Annotated in this window: 14 protein-coding genes and 1 pseudogene; 13 read left to right on the top strand and 2 right to left on the bottom strand. The window is 62.3% G+C overall.

Going from position 1 to position 16,488, the window contains the following annotated elements; all coding sequences use genetic code 11:
• Positions 1–159: 159 nt before the first annotated feature.
• The 4 genes from OZY47_RS04880 to OZY47_RS04865 are packed head-to-tail and all read left to right on the top strand — an operon-like array spanning position 160 to position 4,302.
• On the top strand, positions 160–2,292 hold the full coding sequence (locus OZY47_RS04880; RefSeq protein WP_277177233.1) for a helicase: 2,133 nt from the start codon (positions 160–162) through the stop codon (positions 2,290–2,292).
• 36 nt (positions 2,293–2,328) lie between these two features.
• Positions 2,329–3,366, top strand: coding sequence for an HAD-IIA family hydrolase (locus OZY47_RS04875; RefSeq protein ID WP_277177232.1), 1,038 nt, complete (start codon positions 2,329–2,331; stop codon positions 3,364–3,366).
• Position 3,367: 1 nt separating this feature from the next.
• Positions 3,368–3,547, top strand: a complete 180-nt coding sequence (locus tag OZY47_RS04870) for a hypothetical protein (RefSeq protein WP_277177231.1) — start codon at positions 3,368–3,370, stop codon at positions 3,545–3,547.
• A complete protein-coding gene (locus tag OZY47_RS04865; protein WP_277177230.1) occupies positions 3,544–4,302 on the top strand; it encodes a TlyA family RNA methyltransferase in 759 nt (252 codons plus the stop codon). The genes OZY47_RS04870 and OZY47_RS04865 overlap by 4 nt, the downstream gene beginning before the upstream one ends.
• Here OZY47_RS04865 and OZY47_RS04860 read toward each other — a convergent pair.
• Positions 4,284–4,979, bottom strand: a complete 696-nt coding sequence (locus OZY47_RS04860; protein ID WP_277177229.1) for a hypothetical protein — start codon at positions 4,977–4,979, stop codon at positions 4,284–4,286. The two genes, OZY47_RS04865 and OZY47_RS04860, sit on opposite strands and share 19 nt — an antisense overlap.
• Before the next feature lie 251 nt (positions 4,980–5,230).
• Here OZY47_RS04860 and OZY47_RS04855 point away from each other — a divergent pair.
• The 9 genes and pseudogenes from OZY47_RS04855 to OZY47_RS04815 all read left to right on the top strand — a co-directional run.
• A pseudogene (locus OZY47_RS04855) lies at positions 5,231–6,112 on the top strand (NAD kinase); the annotation flags it as partial.
• Between the two features lie 266 nt (positions 6,113–6,378).
• Positions 6,379–8,229 (top strand): DNA repair protein RecN, encoded by a 1,851-nt coding sequence (gene recN / locus OZY47_RS04850; protein ID WP_277177228.1) that lies wholly within the window; start codon positions 6,379–6,381, stop codon positions 8,227–8,229.
• A 353-nt stretch (positions 8,230–8,582) separates the two neighbouring features.
• Positions 8,583–8,747, top strand: coding sequence for a hypothetical protein (locus OZY47_RS04845; protein WP_277177227.1), 165 nt, complete (start codon positions 8,583–8,585; stop codon positions 8,745–8,747).
• 394 nt (positions 8,748–9,141) lie between these two features.
• Positions 9,142–9,801, top strand: a complete 660-nt coding sequence (locus tag OZY47_RS04840; RefSeq protein WP_277177226.1) for an HAD family phosphatase — start codon at positions 9,142–9,144, stop codon at positions 9,799–9,801.
• A 207-nt stretch (positions 9,802–10,008) separates the two neighbouring features.
• Positions 10,009–10,386, top strand: a complete 378-nt coding sequence (locus OZY47_RS04835; protein WP_277177225.1) for a GntR family transcriptional regulator — start codon at positions 10,009–10,011, stop codon at positions 10,384–10,386.
• A 210-nt stretch (positions 10,387–10,596) separates the two neighbouring features.
• Positions 10,597–11,490, top strand: coding sequence for an ABC transporter ATP-binding protein (locus OZY47_RS04830; RefSeq protein WP_277179167.1), 894 nt, complete (start codon positions 10,597–10,599; stop codon positions 11,488–11,490).
• A complete protein-coding gene (locus OZY47_RS04825) occupies positions 11,487–12,200 on the top strand; it encodes an ABC-2 transporter permease (RefSeq protein ID WP_277177224.1) in 714 nt (237 codons plus the stop codon). Before OZY47_RS04830 ends, OZY47_RS04825 begins: the two co-directional genes overlap by 4 nt.
• Positions 12,201–13,044: 844 nt before the next feature.
• Entirely contained in the window at positions 13,045–13,923 is an 879-nt protein-coding gene (locus OZY47_RS04820; RefSeq protein WP_277179165.1) for an ABC transporter ATP-binding protein, read from the top strand.
• Positions 13,924–13,925: 2 nt separating this feature from the next.
• Positions 13,926–14,600 carry an ABC-2 transporter permease gene (locus OZY47_RS04815; RefSeq protein ID WP_277177223.1) on the top strand — a complete coding sequence of 225 codons (675 nt, stop codon included), beginning with the start codon at positions 13,926–13,928 and terminating at the stop codon, positions 14,598–14,600.
• A gap of 82 nt (positions 14,601–14,682) precedes the next feature.
• Here OZY47_RS04815 and thrC read toward each other — a convergent pair whose 3' ends face one another.
• Positions 14,683–16,203, bottom strand: a complete 1,521-nt coding sequence (gene thrC, locus OZY47_RS04810) for a threonine synthase (protein WP_277177222.1) — start codon at positions 16,201–16,203, stop codon at positions 14,683–14,685.
• Positions 16,204–16,488 lie beyond the last annotated feature (285 nt).

Here is a 16,488-nt window from a genome sequence, read left to right as displayed (position 1 = left end):
CCGGCCTTTCGGCCCGTCCATCGGCCGCGTGTTTCGGGGCCCGCGGCTGATACCATTCAATCCCCGTTCATTCTCAACGAGATTTCATTCATCTCCCTGGCCCATGACCTATCACAGGCCTGCGAGCCAGGGACAGTCAAACAAAAGGTATAAGGCATTATGGCGCAAGAACAGCACGGCAACCGTGGCGGCAACTCCTACGGTCACGGATCCTCACATTCAGGCGGTTATCGCGGGCATGGCGGCGGCTCGTACGGCGGCCATCGCGGCGGGTTCCACAAGGGTGGCGGCCACGGCGGCTACCGGGGCAACGACCACCGCGACGGCGGGCACCGCGATTTCCATCGTGACGGCGAGCGTGGCGGCTACCGTCACGACGGAGAGCGCAGGGACTTCCACGGCCACCGCGACTTCCACAAGGATGGCGAGCGCGGGGGTTACCGAGGCAACGGCGGCGGGCGTGACTTCCACCGCGACGACAGGCGTGGCGGCTACCGTCACGACGACCGCAGGGATTTCCACCGTGATGGGGATCGTCGTGATTTCCATAAGGATGGCGAGCGTGGCGGATACCGCCATGACAACGACCGCCGCGATTTCCACAGGGACGGTGGCCAGGGCGGTTACCGTGGCAACGGCGGCGGACGCGGTGGATACCGTGGCCGTGACGACCGTCGTGATTTCCATCGTGATGGCGAGCGTGGCGGCTATCGCAGCAATGGCGACGATCGCAGGGACTTCCACCGTGACGACAGGCGCGGTGGGCGCGACGGCTACCGTTCCGGCGGCTACCAGGGGCGTCGCGACGACCGCAGGGGCGGCGGCTACCGTGGCCGTGACGACCGTCGTGATGGTGGCCGCAGGGATTTCCGCAGGGATGACCGCCGTGACTTCAAACGCGACGACAGGCGTTCGGATCGCCGTGATTTCCATCGCGATGATCGCCGTGACGACCGCCGTGGCGGCTTCTACGACAACGGGCGCCGCGCCTATATGGAGAACGGCCCGCGCCGCAACTCCGACGGTACCATGTCGTTCCCCTCGCAGAACCCGTACACCGACCGTCGTCCGGGCGAGCCGCGCATGCCCAAGGGCATGGAGTGGTCCATGCTCTCCAAGGACGAGAAGGAGCGCCTGAGGGGGCTCTCCAAGGAGCATGCCGAGAACATCGGCCTGCACATCCTCGCCGCCTACGCGCTTGAGGAAAGCGATCCGAAGGCCGCGCTCGACCATGCGAAGTGGGTGGCCCGCCAGGCCTCCCGCATCGATTTCGCGCGCGAGACCCTCGCGTTCATCGCCTACCGCCAGGGCGACTACAAGACCGCCCTGCGCGAGTTCCGCACCGCCCAGCGCATGAACGGCTACGACGATTACACGCCGTTCATCGCCGACTGCGAGCGTGGCCTCGGCAATCCCAAGAAGGCCGTCGAGATCGCGCTGTCCGACGAGGCCAAGGAGCTCAATGGCGAGGCGAAGGCCGAGCTGTTCCTGGTCTACGCGGGCGCGCTGGGCGACTTGGGCCTGTGGGACAAGGCCATCGAGGTGGTCCACAAGCTCGGCACCTCCAAGGGTCTGCCTGGCGCCTACCGCATGCGCGCGCTGCAGGCCGAGCAATACTTCCTCGAGGAGGCCGGACGCGGCGACGAGGCGGCCGACCTTGACCCCGTTCTGGAGAAGCTCGAGCAGCGTTACGCCGATGTGGACGAGGACGATGAGGACGCCGAGGAGGTCGTGATCGACTATGACCTCGAGCGCCTGCCTGACGACATGATGGAGGAGCTCGGCATCACCGAGGACGACTCCCAGTACGCTCCCGAGGAGCCGGAGGACGAGTACGACGACGAGTATCGCGACGATGACTATCGTGGCGACGACTCCGAGCAGGATGACGATTCCGATCGTGGCGACGATGGCGAGGACCACGAGTCCGATCAGGCGGCCGAGGCGGCCACCGAGGCCAAGGTCGAGCAGGCCGTGGCTCAGGTGGCGGGCGACGAGCTCGACACCGACGCCGTTGAGGATGACCAGTCGGCCACCGCGCTTGACCCGGAGACCGCCGAGGCCGAGGAGAGCGCGGCCGGCACGGTCGCCGAGGACCCGGAAGGCTTCGAGGTCGCCTCGGACCCCGCCGAAAAGGCGCAGGAGGCCGAAGGCCAGGCCGAGCGATCCGCCGACGCCGATGAGACCGTTCTGCCCGCCGTGGAGACCGACGAGGGTGTGGATAGCCCCGCCGATCCCATCGCCCACCAGGACCGCGTCGACGCCAAGGACGAGGCCGGCGACGAGGAGTAATTCTCGCAATAATCCTCATTAGAAAAGGAGTCGCGAATGCTTAAGGGAACCCGACAGCCGCTGAGCCAGGCCTACGGACTGGCGTTGCTGGATCTCGATGGTGTGGTCTACCGGGGCAAACTGCCGGTGGCGCACGCCGCCCAGAGCATCCGCGACGCCGAAAGCGCGGGCATGGTGGTGGAATACACCACCAACAACTCCTCGCGCGACCAGGCCACCGTGGCCGACCAGCTCAAAGGTTTCGACCTCGATGTCGAGCCACACCAGATCATCACCTCGTCCATCGTCGCCGCCCGCATGGTCGCCCACGCCTTCCCCCAAGGCTCGAAGGTCATCATGTCGGGAGCGCCGCACCTGCGCGAGGAGATCGAGCGGCAGGGGCTCACGCTGGTCGACCACGTCGAGAACGGGCCGGTGGCCGCCATCCAGGGATGGTGCCCGACCATGACTTGGAACGCGTTGGCGAACATCGCCTTCGCCGTGGAGCATGGCGCCGAATACTACGTCACCAACCGCGACCTGACCATTCCCCGCGAGCTTGGCATCGCGCCGGGCAGTGGATCGATGGTCGAGGCGGTCATCACCGCCACGGGTGTCCAGCCGGTCGGATCGGCTGGCAAGCCCGAATCCGCGATGTACGACGAGGCGCGTGCGCTTGCGGCCGAGGACGGCGAGCAGATGGTCGCCAAGGAACGTTGCCTCGCCATCGGCGACCGTCTGGACACCGATGTGGAGGCGGGCAATAGGGGAGGCTACGACTCGCTGGTCGTGCTGACCGGCGTGGCCACACCCCATCAGATCATCCTCGCGCCACGGCATCAGCGGCCGACGTTCGTGGCGGTCGATTTGCGCGACCTCGCCTCGCCGATGCCTGAACCGCAACAGGTCTCGGAGAACGAGTGGACTTGCGGCGACGCCACCGCGCGGCTTGACGGCAAGGCCCTTACGGTCAGCGACGCCACGGATATCAACGCGCTGCGGGCCGCGTGCCAGCTGATGTGGTCGCTCGCCGACGGTGACGCCGATTTCGACGTCTCCGCAATCACACTTCCCGAATTCAAGCTGGGGCGCTGAGATGTCCGACAATGAAACCACATCCACCGATGCCATGAACGAGCCACAGGCGACCCCGGTCGAAAAGCTTTGCGAACGCTACCCGGAACTGGAGCATCTCGACGAGCAGGACGACGAGGAGAGGATCGAGTCCTTCCGTTCCGTCCTTTCCGGCCTGAAGCGTGAGCTGAACGAGGAGTGAACGCCGAAGAACAACCGACGGAGCGGCTTGACACCCTCATCGCGGATCAGGGCCTCGCGCACAGCCGTTCCCAGGCCCAGCGCCTCATTCGCGACGGACATGTGCTGGTCGACGGCGAAATCATGCGCAAGCCGTCCACCCACGTCGATATCTCAGCCAATCTGCGCGTCGACAAAGGCGACGACTATGTCTCGCGCGGCGCCTACAAGCTCAAGGGCGCGTTCGAATGTTTCGCGGCCGATGGTCTCAACGGCCCGCAAGGCAAGCAATGCCTCGACATCGGCGCGTCGACCGGCGGGTTCTGCGACGTGCTGCTGCGTGGGGGAGCCAGCCAGGTGATCGCCCTCGACGTGGGGCATGGCCAGCTCGACCCCCGTATCGCCGACGACCCGCGCATCATCGAGATGAGCGGCGTCAACATCCGCGACGTCGCCGTCGACGACCTGCCGTTCAGGCCCCAGCTGGTCGTCTCCGACGTGTCCTTCATCTCGTTGACCTTCGTCATCCCCGTCATCGCCCGTGTGGCGGCGCCGAAGGCCGATGTGGTGCTGCTGGTCAAACCGCAGTTCGAGGTCGGCCGTGGCCACCTGGGCAAGAACGGCATCGTCGAAGACGACAACGAGCGTCAGGAGGCCTTGCGACGTGTGGTCTCGTGCGCGGCGGACAACGGATTCGACGTGCGGCGCACCGACGTCTCACCCATCGCCGGAACCCACGGCAACATCGAATACCTGCTTTACGCCACCTTGCGCTGAGCCTCGACATCCCGCTCGCCCTCATCGTCGCGGACGCGCCGCATCATGATGACGTTCGAGGAGCGGTCGTAGTTCAGATCGTTGCCATAGATCACCTCCTTGGCACTTGTGTGGGCATTGAGCTGCACGTTCTCGGCCGTTATCTTGCCGCAATCGCAGTTCCAGAGCCGCACGCTATGCGCCTCCGCGCTGTGTATCTCGCTTTTGCCGATATAGTCGCGCATGCCAAAACGCTCGAACATGGCGCTTCGTATCGGTTTGACCACGATATGGTGGGCGCGCAGCAGGGGAGACTCGCCACGGCCGACGAGCTTGAGACCCTCCCGCGCGGCGATGCTCGAGGCGTGCGCGTACCCGACGATGCGCAGCGCGCCCCGGCAGCGCAGGCCGCCATTCACGTTCATCTCGCCGATGAACCGCATCGTCTCGCACCGAAGCCCGCCCGCCACATGGCAGCGCCCGTGGCCCTGGATATCTTCGACATCCACGTCGCCTGAGCAGGTGAGCATCCCCGAGTCGAAGACCACGGCGCCTCCCACGCATTCCGCCGTGTCGACCACCCCATGGATGACCAGTGTGCGGAACCTGACGCCGGGCTCGAGCGTGGAGGTGCCATGCGCGATGATGACGTCGTAATGGCCGGCCTTGATGACGCCGCCGAACGTGTTCAGGTTCATGATTCCTCCTCTCAAAATCGGCCACGGGCCGTGTGTGGTTCCAGTCATACAAGCAATCGGGATCAGAGCCAAGGCCTTGTGGACGTATCTTGTGGATGCATCTTGTGGACGTGGTGGGGGATTGCCGGGAATCCTAGCGATCGCGCCGCGGAAGGGCCGCTTTTGCCCACCAGTGAACATGGTTGCGGGCATGGCTTTGTGACGGTGTTCGGATAGGATTGTGGGTGTTTGGCATAAACGAAAGGCGCGTCATGGCGAAAAGAAGGCATGCGGTGGTGGTGACCCACACCCGGTTGCGCGAAACCAGCCTCGTGGTGCGCGAGGCGGTCGAGCAGCTGCGTCATGTCGGCTTCGAGATCACCATGATCGACGAGCTCAAACCGCCGAAATTCGGCGAGCCCGCGCCCCACGTCGACGACGACACCGAGATCGTCGTGGTGCTCGGTGGCGACGGCACGATTCTTGGCGCCGCGGAACTGGTGCACGGCACCGGAGTGCCCATCCTCGGTGTGAACCTGGGGCACGTCGGCTTCCTCGCCGAGTTCGAGAGCTTCCAGCTGAGCGAGGCCATCAGGCGCGTGGCCGACCATGATTACTCCATCGACGAGCGCATGCTCGCCAGCGTCTCCGTGCTCTCGCCTCGCGGCGAGGTGGTCGCCTCCGACTGGGCGCTGAACGATATCGCCATCCAGCAGGACGACCGCGACCATATGATCGAGCTTTCCGTGGGCGTGGACGGGGTGGAGACCAGCTCGTTCGGCTGCGACGGCGTGGTCGTCTCCACACCCACGGGATCCACCGCCTACGCGTTCTCCGCCGGCGGACCCATCATCTGGCCCAACGTCAAGGCCCTGCAGCTCATCCCGCTGGCCGCCCACGCGCTGTTCACCCGCCCGCTCGTCATCGGCGACGGCTCCACCTTTTCGGTGGACATCCTGCCCGACTCCATCACCGACGGCAGCATCTGCTGCGACGGCAGGCGCAAGATGACCGTGTCGCGGGGCTCGCGCATCACCGTGCATTTCTCGTCGTTGACCCTGCGCCTGGCGAGTCTTTCGGGCGTGCCGTTCACCAGCAGGCTGGTCAAGAAATTCAACCTGCCCAGCGTCAGCCTGCGCGAGCGGGCGCGTCGCGAGGAACGCCAGCGCGAGCAGGTTATCGCCAAGGGCGAGGACAAGGAATCGTTGGCGCAACGGCCGCCGAGGTACGCCGGGGACGACGGATACTTGGAATATCTGCGCAGGACCGGTGACGGCGAAGCTGGTGGTGGTGACGGCGGTGGCCGTAGCGGTGGTGACGGTGACAGTCGTGATGGCCGTGATAAGCAAGACGGTAATGATGACAACGTGAAAGGCCATGCCAAAGGTGGCGACGCGAGCCGCGATGGAGGTGGAGACTGATGTTGGAGGAGCTTGAGGTCCGCAATCTGGGGCCGATTCGCGCCGCGATGCTGCGGCCCGGCAAGGGGATGACCGCCATAACCGGCGAGACCGGCGCGGGCAAGTCCATGCTCCTGAGCGCGGTGCGCATGATTTCCGGCGAATCCGCCAAGGTGGCACGCATCGCGCCCAAGGCGGAGAAGGCCTGGGCGCAGGGCGTGTTCGACGTCGACCCGAACGGTGTGGCGGCTGAACTGGTGAGGGATTCTGGCGTGCTCGCCGACGATGACGAAGGCGACCCCGACCCTGACGAGGCCGGGCATATCGAGCTTTTTTTGACAAGGACGGTGCCGGCTTCCGGGCGCTCGCGTGCGGTTTTATGCGGTCATAGCGTGCCCCGCTCGGTGCTGGGCAATGTGGCGCGTGAGCTGGTGACGATCCACGGGCAGGCCGACCAGCTGCGTATCGCCTCGACGGCGCGCCAGCGGGAGTTCCTCGACATGGTCGCCGACGACGACAAGGAGCTCGCGGATTATCGGGCCGCCTGGGCCGCGTTGCAAGAGATCGACGAGCATCTGTCCAAACTGAGCGGGCAGGAGGCTTCGGCGCGGCAGCGCGCGGATTACCTGCGTGACTCAATCAAGCAGATCAACGCCGTCGACCCCAAACCGGGAGAAGAACAGGAGCTCAAGGAGAAGCGCTCGCGCATCGAGCATTCCACCGAGATCGCCAAGGGTGTGGGCTCCGCCCTTTCCGCGCTCGACGCCTCGCAGGTCGACGCCGATTCGGATTCGACCGGGGCCTCGGACGCCATCACCCACGCCATCCAGGCGTTGCGCACCATCCACGCGGGGGAGGCGTTCGGCGAGGTTGCCGACCGTTTGGAATCGCTCAACGCCGACCTTTCGGATATCGTCTTCTCCTTGTCCAACGAGGTCGACGAGGACGTGAGCGACGAGGGCCTCGACGCCATCAACTCGCGCATCCACGAGCTTGACGAGCTGACGCGGCGTTGGGGGCCTGAGCTGGAGGACGTCATTGCTTGGCGAGACAAGGCCGTTTTCGAAGTCGAGGATCTGGACGCCTCGCCGGAGAAGGTGGACGAGCTGCGCAAGGAACGCCAGGCCGCGTTCAACAAGGCATTGAAAGCCGCGCGGGCGCTGGATGTCAAACGCAAGACCGCCGCTTCTGATCTGGCCGAAACCGTCACTCGTGAACTCAAGTCGCTGGCGATGGCTGGAGCGAAGCTCGAGATTTTGGTCAAGCCGCGGGATGGTGCTGGTACTGGCACAGCTTCTGCTACTTCTGCTTCCGACACTGATGTCCGTCGTTCGGCCACTTGGCCTTTGGACGCCAGCGGCTGCGATGATATCGAGTTCCTGTTCACCCCGTTCCCGGGTTCGCCCCGTCTGCCCATGGGCAAGAGCGCGTCCGGCGGCGAGCTGAGCCGTTTGATGCTCGCCCTCGAGCTTTCGGCCGCGGAGAAGCGTTCCGATTCGTCGGCGTCGTCCGACATGACGTTCATTTTCGACGAGGTGGACGCCGGCGTCGGTGGCAAGGCCGCCGTCGAGCTGGGCCGCAGACTCGCCCGTCTCGCCCAGAGCTCGCAGGTCATAGTCGTCACCCACCTGGCCCAGGTCGCCTCGTGGGCCGGCACCCAGTTCGTCGTTGCCAAAGGCACCGCTGGCAAGGGTTCGACCGTGAAGCCAAAGGCAGCCAAGACCGAGGGCGAAAGCCCGATGGTCGAGACCACGGTCACCGAGGTGACCGGCGAGCCCCGCGTCCACGAGATCGCCCGCATGCTCTCCGGCAGCGAGTCCGAAACCTCCTTGGACCACGCCCGGGAACTCCTGGATTCAAGCAAGCTGTAAAAGTAATGCGTCTGGTTGGCCGCTGTCGGCGCTGACTCGCGGTGTGATACACCTCGGCCCCGATGTTCGTTGTCAAACATCGGGGCCAGCGGCATAAGCAGTGGGATGGAATAGACACCCCAATCCGTCACGGCCTCAACGGGTAAAAGCTTTATGGGCCAGCTAGATTCCGGTGAGTCACCCCCGTAACGGACAAACCCAGTATATCATCAGCCGGGATATATATACCCATTTCACGATAGGATGAGTCCTGCCGTCAAGCTCCTCACCAAAGCTTGTACGACCGTGCGGCTTTCCGGCCGTATCGACCTCGCCGCGCCCGTCGTGGCGTGGCATAAGCAGAAGGACATATTATGTCCCAAAATAGAAAGGGTTCTGACTACCCCGAGGCCATCCAGGCCATCGTGGCGCTGGCCGTCGTTCTGTCGGCCAACGCGGATAACGCGGTGGTGGACGTGCTGCTCGTGATCGTTGTCGGTTGCGGGCTGATCGTCATCTGGAGGTGCCGCAGGCAATAGTTAGAGCCGGCCCGGCGCCGGGCGACCTGCGTCGGGCACTTCCACCTTCTCCCTCTCTGCCGAGATTGCCAGCTACCAGTTCTTGCCGTTCGGGTCCTTGCTGACTTGTTTGGCGTGGTTGATGATGGAGGAAGATACAAGTTAAGTGATTTTAATTTAAAATTATCGATTTATAGCTACAACATTATAAAACCGTGAAGATAGATTTCTCAAATATTATTTATCCGCTCCAGGCCGTGATCTTTGCGCAAGTGAGTACGGTCAGTTTCCTGTAACATGAGCTGGTGGTTGGCATAGACGATGTTCGGGCGTAGGCTTGGCCGAACGGCCTTGAGTGTCCCGAACATCGTCTATGCCAACCACCAGCGACACCGTGTTGATAGAGGAGGAAGAGATGGGGACGAACGAAGGCAAAGCAGCCATCTTTGATTTGGACGGGACTCTTCTTGACTCCATGGACGTGTGGCACCAGGTCGACGTCGACTTCTTCCGCAGCCGCGACATCGAGCTCACCGACGACTACATGGGCATCGTCAACGCGATGCGTCCCGATGAGGTGGCCCGCTATACGATCGAACATTACGGCTTGGACGACACTCCCGCCGAACTCACCAAGCTGTGGGATTCGATGGTGCTCGAGGCCTACGGCCATACCGTCGAGGCCAAGCCGCACGCGGTCGAATATCTGGACTATCTGAAGTCGAGCGGCGCGCGCCTGGCGGTGGCCACTTCGCTCTCGCCGCAGGTCCGCGGGATCGGCATGGAGCATGTGGGCATCCGGCGGTTTTTTGACGTGGTGATCAGCGTGGAGGACACCGACGCGCGGAGCAAACACAGTCCCGAGGTCTATCTGGCCGCCGCCTCGCGTCTAGGAGTCGCCGCGCAGGATTGCACGGTGTTCGAGGACCTGCTGGTGGCGGTGAAGGCCGCGAGGTCCGCCGGCATGCATGTCTGGGCGATGGAGGACGACTATTCGCTCGCCGACCGTCCCGCGATTCGCGAGGCCGCCGATGGTCTCATCGCGGATTTCGCCGATGCTCCCAGAAAGCTGTGAAATCCCGAATAGCCTCTTGTAGGTTTCCTGTCGCTGAGTTGGCAGCGAACGATAGGAAACAAACGAAGATTCACGACACAACTGTTATGGTGACGAGTTGCACAGTTGATTTATCTGTTATATAGTGTTATGTAACAGTTAAGTCAGTGTTGGTTGTAGGATATCTGCGATGGCTTTACTGGATGCAATGAACAGAAAGGGGCATAGATGAAGCTGATCATCTCATCCGTGTCCGGAGAACCGATATACGAGCAAATCAAACGCCAGATTCGCGGGGCGGTGCTGGCCGGCGAGCTCAAGGGCGGCGACCCGTTGCCGAGTCTGCGCAAGCTGGCCCGCGAGCTGCGTGTCTCCGTGCTGACGGTCACGCGAGCGTATAACGAGCTGGCCGACGAGGGCATCGTCGTCAACATGCAGGGCAAGGGTTCGTTCGTCGCCGAAAAGGGCGATGCGCGGATGAAGAAGAAGCTCACCGGCCAGGTGCGCAACGCCCTGCGCCAGGTGGGTGTGGCTGCCAAGGCGGCCGACATCCCGCTCATCGACCTGATGGATATGCTCGAGCAGGCCTACAAGAAAGCCAAGTGATTCTGCTTTACTGCGGGATCACCGATGCGGGAGCCAATACGGTAGCGCGTTGCCGCGTTCGTGCCGCAGGTGTTCCAAGGGCTCCCAGCGTAGGCGGTATCGGTTCGTCGGAGAAAGGAAGGGGAGACGATGATGACCCAGTCATCACCCACAGTGGCGGAGCGAAATCCGCTTGGTGCCTTCGCCGCTGACGACAACGGCAAGGAGCCCATGGCGCTGAGCGTCACCGATGTGACGAAGAGCTATGGTTCCGGTTTCGCGCTTGGCCCGGTGACTTTCGACCTGCCGATGGGCTATATCATGGGGTTGATTGGCCCGAATGGCGCCGGCAAGTCCACGCTGATCAAGCTCATTCTCAACATGGTCCATGGCGATGGCGGTTCCGTCAGCGTGCTCGGCCTCGACAGCGTCGCCGACGAGGTGAGAGTCAAAGAGCAGCTGGGCATCGTCTTCGACACCAGCTATTTCTCAACCTACTGGACGGTGAGGATGGCCGAGGAGTCGATGGCCGCGGCGTATCCCACATGGAACCACGAGTTGTTCGCAAGCTATCTCGAGCAGTTCGGCATCGATATGAAAAAGAAGGTCAAGGACCTTTCGCGCGGCATGCAGATGAAGCTGATGCTCGCCTCCGCTCTGAGCCACGACGCCAAACTGCTGATTTTGGACGAGCCGACGAGCGGCCTCGACGTGCTGGCGCGCGATGACCTGATGGACATCCTGCAGCGCTACATCGAGGACGGGCGCCACAGCGTGCTCTTCAGCACCCATATCACTTCGGACCTCGAGCATGCCGCCGACCTGATCACCTACATCACCCAAGGCAAGCTTTATTTCACCGGCTCCAAGGACGAGTTCGACGACGCCTTCAGGCTGGTCAAGGGAGGCCCCGACGAACTTGACGCCGTCGGTCCGGTCGCGGTGGGTGTGCGCAGCTATTCCACGGGCTTTGACGCCTTGGTCCACACGGAGGAGGTCTCCGCGCTCGCGCAGGCTTATCCGGAGCTATGCGTCGAGCCGGTGAACATCGACGACATCATCAGGCTGACGAACGGACGCGCCTCGTACGCCAGCGGCAAGGGCAAGGGAAAGGTTGTGCGATGAACACCATGAATGTCGAACAGATCAAACGCTCCATACACGTCGATTTCCTGCGTCTTTCGGCATCGGGCAAAAGCTCGGTGTGGATTTTCATCCTGCTTCCTTTCGTGTTCGCCGTGATGGGGCTCATCAGCGGCGACCGGGGAGTGGAGCTGAGCATGACCGGTTCGGTCGCGGGAATCTGCGCGTTGTACGCCGTGTTGATGGGCATGATGATCTTCGCCAACGAGGACATGACGGGCAACATCTCCATGAACGGGATCCTGCCCGTCTCCAGGAGCAACCAGGTCTCCGCGCGTTACGCGCTCATGGCTGTGTTCTCGCTGGTCGCGGCGGTGGAGACGGTGGTCTGCGTGGTGATGCTGTTGCATGAGGACCTGCCCTCGCCGTGGGTTATGGCTGGGATTGGCTGCGGAGTGCTGTTCGTCGCTCTCTTGTTGGGTGGCTTGGTGGTGCCGATCTTCTACCGTTTCCCGATCACCCAGGCCATGGGTTGGGCTTTCGGAGGGCTCGGCGCGTTGTTCCTTCTGGTGTTCATGGTGGTCAGATTCATGCCCAATGACAAGCTCCACCGTGTTGTGGAATGGGTGACCACCACGAAACTGGGCGCAGTGCCATGGGCGGCCATCATCGGAGCCGTGATCTGCGTCGTGGTGTTCGTCGGCTCGTTGCTGATCTCGTCGCGCATCTACCGGCGCAAAGAGCTTTCGTGAGTGAGGTGAAATGAGCTTTGCGGGCTGGATAAACTGTGTAAACGCTGACTGATGAGATTTAATCTGCGCCGTGGATGGTTTCGTCAATCGTTGAGGGGCGTTTGCCTCGCCAAGGGGACATGCGGCCCTCAACGATTATTGGTGACTGTGAGGGCATGGTCGGCTGGTCGAAGAAGCCGGTTCTACAACGTTTTATACGACCGTTGGTGGGAGAGGTTTCTGTGATTTACGTCAGTTTAGCGGGGAAGCTGTAGGCTCCGTCGGTGCAACCACAAGCGCCGTTTCCACGCAAGGCAAGTGTTGACATGAGGCGTTTTACGAGGTGTCGATTGTGATGCACTTGGAGGTTGGAAAGCGTTGGACTGGTTGGCCTTTCGTCATGTTAAGCTTGTTGTTCGTAATGGCATGTTGACTGGTGTCAATCGGTTTGCTGCCAAGAGCCAGCAAAAGCGGGAGGGTCATGGCGGAGGAGTCATCAGCGGTGCCGACGGCGGATAATGATGGAATCTCACCCGATCAGGCGGTGGGGCAGAACGGTGTTCCCGCTGCGTTGAACGACGGGGAAGGCTCACCCGATAAGCAGAATGAGCAGAGCGATGAATTCATGGTGCTGAGCAACGAAGGGAGTTCACCCGACCAGCCGGCAGCGCAGAGTGATGAGCATACGGCGTTGGGTGACGAGGGGAAGTCGTCCGATCATCTGACAGGAGAGTCCGCTGTGCCGATGGCGTTGAGCGACGAAGGAAATTCGCTCGATGAACAGGCTGTTCAGAACGTTGCTCCCACCGCGTTGGGTGATAAGGCGAGTTCACCCGATGGGCAGGCAAACGAGTCCGCCGAGCCCATGGCGTTGAGCGTCGTCGAGGTGACGAAGAGTTATGGTTCCGGTTTTGCGCTCGGGCCAGTGACCTTTGACCTGCCGATGGGCCGCATCATGGGGCTGATTGGCCCTAACGGCGCAGGCAAGACCACGCTTATCAAACTCATCCTCAACATGATCCATCGCGACGGCGGTTCGATCAGCGTGCTCGGCCTCGACAACCTCGCCGAAGAGGCGAAGATCAAGAACGAGCTTGGCGTCGTCTTCGATACCGGCTACTTCTCCGAGACATGGACCGTGAAGATGGCCGGGAAGGTCATCGCGGGCATGTACGACACATGGAATCAGGCGGCTTTTCAGCGATATGCCAAGCATTTCGGCCTTGACATGGGCAAGAAGGTCAAGGATCTCTCGCGGGGCATGAAGATGACGTTGATGCTCGCCGCCGCCCTGAGCCACGACGCCAAGCTGCTGATTCTGGACGAGCCGACCATCGGCCTGGACGTGCTCGCCAGGGACAAGGTGATGGACGTCCTGCGCCAATACGTCGCCGACGGCCGGCACAGCGTGCTCTTCAGCACCCACATCACCGCCGACCTCGAGCATGTCGCGGACCTCATCACCTACATCACCAAAGGCCGGCTGTACTACACCGGGCCCAAGGACGAGTTCGAAGGGGAGTTCCGCCTTGTCAAGGGCGAGCTGGACAAGATCGGGGCCATCGAGCAAGACGCCGTGGGGATTCGTCGCTTCGACACCGATTTCGAGGCGTTGGTCCACCGGGATGTCGCCCTGCGGGTGCTGCTTGATGGCCCAGGATTGGTCTGTGATCCGGTGTCCATCGACGACATCATCCGTTTGACCAATGTCGATTCCGCCGACTTGAGCGGCGAGGGGGAGTAACGATGGATTCGGAACAGATAGGCAAGGCGCTCCGCCTCGATTGGTTTCGCCTGACGCAGATCAACAAGGCTTTGTCCGCCCCGGCATTGCTGGCGCTCGCGCTGGTCCTGTCGATCATCGCCCGCCTGACCAGGAACGGTCTGGTGGGGGCGATCGTCTTCGCCATCTTCTTCATCATGCCGGCGACATCCGGTATTTACCTTTCCGCCTACCAGAAGAAGACCAGCAGCGGGCCGCTCAACGGAATGTTGCCAGCAACTCGCCTCAACCAGGTGGTCGCCAGGTATTTCCTCGTGTTCCTGTTGCTCATGATGACGTTTGTGGCGCAGCTGGTGTGCATGTCCATCATGTATCTGCCGGGTTATCCCCTGTTCGTGTTCGCCGCCAGCCTGCTGGAGTTGGTCGTGGGCATCATCTTCAACGCTCTGGTGCTGCCCGTCGGCTATCGTTTTGACGCCCGGAAGGCTGCCATCGTGATGTTGCTTGTGCTGATGGCGGTGGTCTTGCTCATGTCGCTCGATCCGAACCGATACATCAACGGCATCATGAGCTTCAAGCTGTTCTCGGTCGTCATGCCCATGCCTTGGACATCCGTATTCTGGATCCTCATCGCCATCGTGCTGTTCGTGGTCTCCTGCTTGGCGTCCGTCAGCATTTACGAACATAAGGAAATGTGAATATCGTCAGATATTCGATATCCGAGCCTTACAGCCGACTTACTATTTCAGCCGGCTGCATGGCCATGGACTTGGCTCGAATCTAGAGCCGCCGTGAGGCGTCGCCGACATAATCGCGCATCCGGTCGATGGCGATGACGTCGGTGAACCGTTCCGCGGCGTTTTCGAGACCACGCAGGTTCTTCGGCGCGGTGGTGGCGGTGGCGGAAGCCAGGCGATCCATGCACGCGAAATCACTGCCGGAAGTGTCGAGGCCGAGCGCTTCACCGACCACACGTGGGAATTTGTAAGGGCTGGCGGTGCTCAGCAGCACGCGCGGCATGGCTTCTTTGCGTGCCGTCTGGCCCAGCACATGGTAGCCGCAGGCGGTGTGCGGGTCGATGACGTAATGGTTGTCGTTCCAGCAGTCGGCGATGGCCTGGCTGACCTCATCCTCGTCGGCCCAGCCGCAGGAGAACAGCGTGCGGATTCGGTCGAGCAAAGAAGCGGGAATGGTGAACGATCCTTTAGTCTGCAGGTCATCCATCAGCGAGCTGATAAGCTCAGTGTCGCCATCTGAGAAGTAATAGAGCATGCGCTCGAGGTTCGATGAGACCAGGATGTCCATCGAGGGCGAGGTGGTCTCAAAGAACGGGCGCTCGCGGTTGTAGGTGCCGGTGGTCAGGAAGTCGAAGAGCACGTTGTTGCGGTCGCTGGCCACGGTGAGCCGGCCGACGGGCAGGCCGAGGCGCTTGGCGTAGTAACCGGCGAGGATGTCGCCGAAGTTGCCGGTGGGCACCACGAACTCCACCGGATCGCCCACCTTGATCGCACCGCGCTCCACCAGCTGCGCGTAGGCTGAGAAGTAATAGACGACCTGCGGCACCAGGCGGCCGACGTTGATCGAATTGGCCGAGGAGAGCGTGACATGGTTGCCGTCCTCGAGCTTTTTGGCCAGCCCCTTGTCGCCGAAGATGGCCTTGACGGCGCTCTGGGCGTCGTCGAAATTGCCCTTGACCGCGCACACGTTGACATTGGAGCCAACCTGGGTGGTCATCTGCAGGCGCTGGATCTCGCTGACCTTGCCTTCGGGGTAGAAGACGGTGATGCCGGTGCCCTCGGTGTCGGCGAACCCGGCGAGCGCGGCCTTGCCGGTGTCGCCCGAGGTGGCGGTCAACACCATGACCTTCTCCTTGCCGCTGCTCTTGCCGTCTGATGCACCCGTAGAAATGGCCGTCGAGGCCGTCGTGCGCGCCATGAACTGCGGCAGGATTTGCAAGGCGACGTCCTTGAACGCGCTGGTCGGCCCGTTGAAGAGCTCAAGAATATAGTCATCACCCAAGGGTTTCAGCGGGGTGATCGCCGGGTCCAGCCATTGCGGACCGTAGGCCGCGCCGACGCATTCGTCGAGTTCGGCAACCGTGAAATCGGGCAACAGCACGCCCAGCACCCGACGCGCGATGGCTTGATATGGTTCGCCGACCAGCTGCGCCACGTCGACCTTCGTCTCGTCCAGCTCGTCGCTGACGAACAACCCGCCGTCGCTCGCCAACCCTTGGCGGATGGCCTGGCGGCTGGTCAGCGCGTCGGTGGTGCTGCGTGTGCTGTGAAAAGTGGTGGTCATGCCGGTGCCTCGTTCGTGCGGATTGGTGGGCGTTCGATACAAGCCACCAGTCTAACCGCAACGGATGGCATGGCCCGAGGCGTGTCCACAAACCGTTTCGCCATGCGGAAGCCGAATCCTGTGGATGTGAAGTGTGGCAAAAGCCACATATCCTCTTTAAGCGTGGTATCGGGCGGTTCTTAGACCGCGCCAGGGAATACAATCGAGGCAAAAGCGTCGTGTCTTCCGCGTTCAGCCAGAGTGGCCGGGTGCCGTCGCGCCCTGCAGACCCGATGGTGGGGAGCC

This window comes from Bifidobacterium sp. ESL0790 (assembly GCF_029395435.1).
In the GTDB taxonomy this organism is placed as follows: domain Bacteria; phylum Actinomycetota; class Actinomycetes; order Actinomycetales; family Bifidobacteriaceae; genus Bifidobacterium.
Note: the sequence above shows the minus strand (reverse complement) of the source record. Positions and strands in the feature narration are given on the sequence as shown.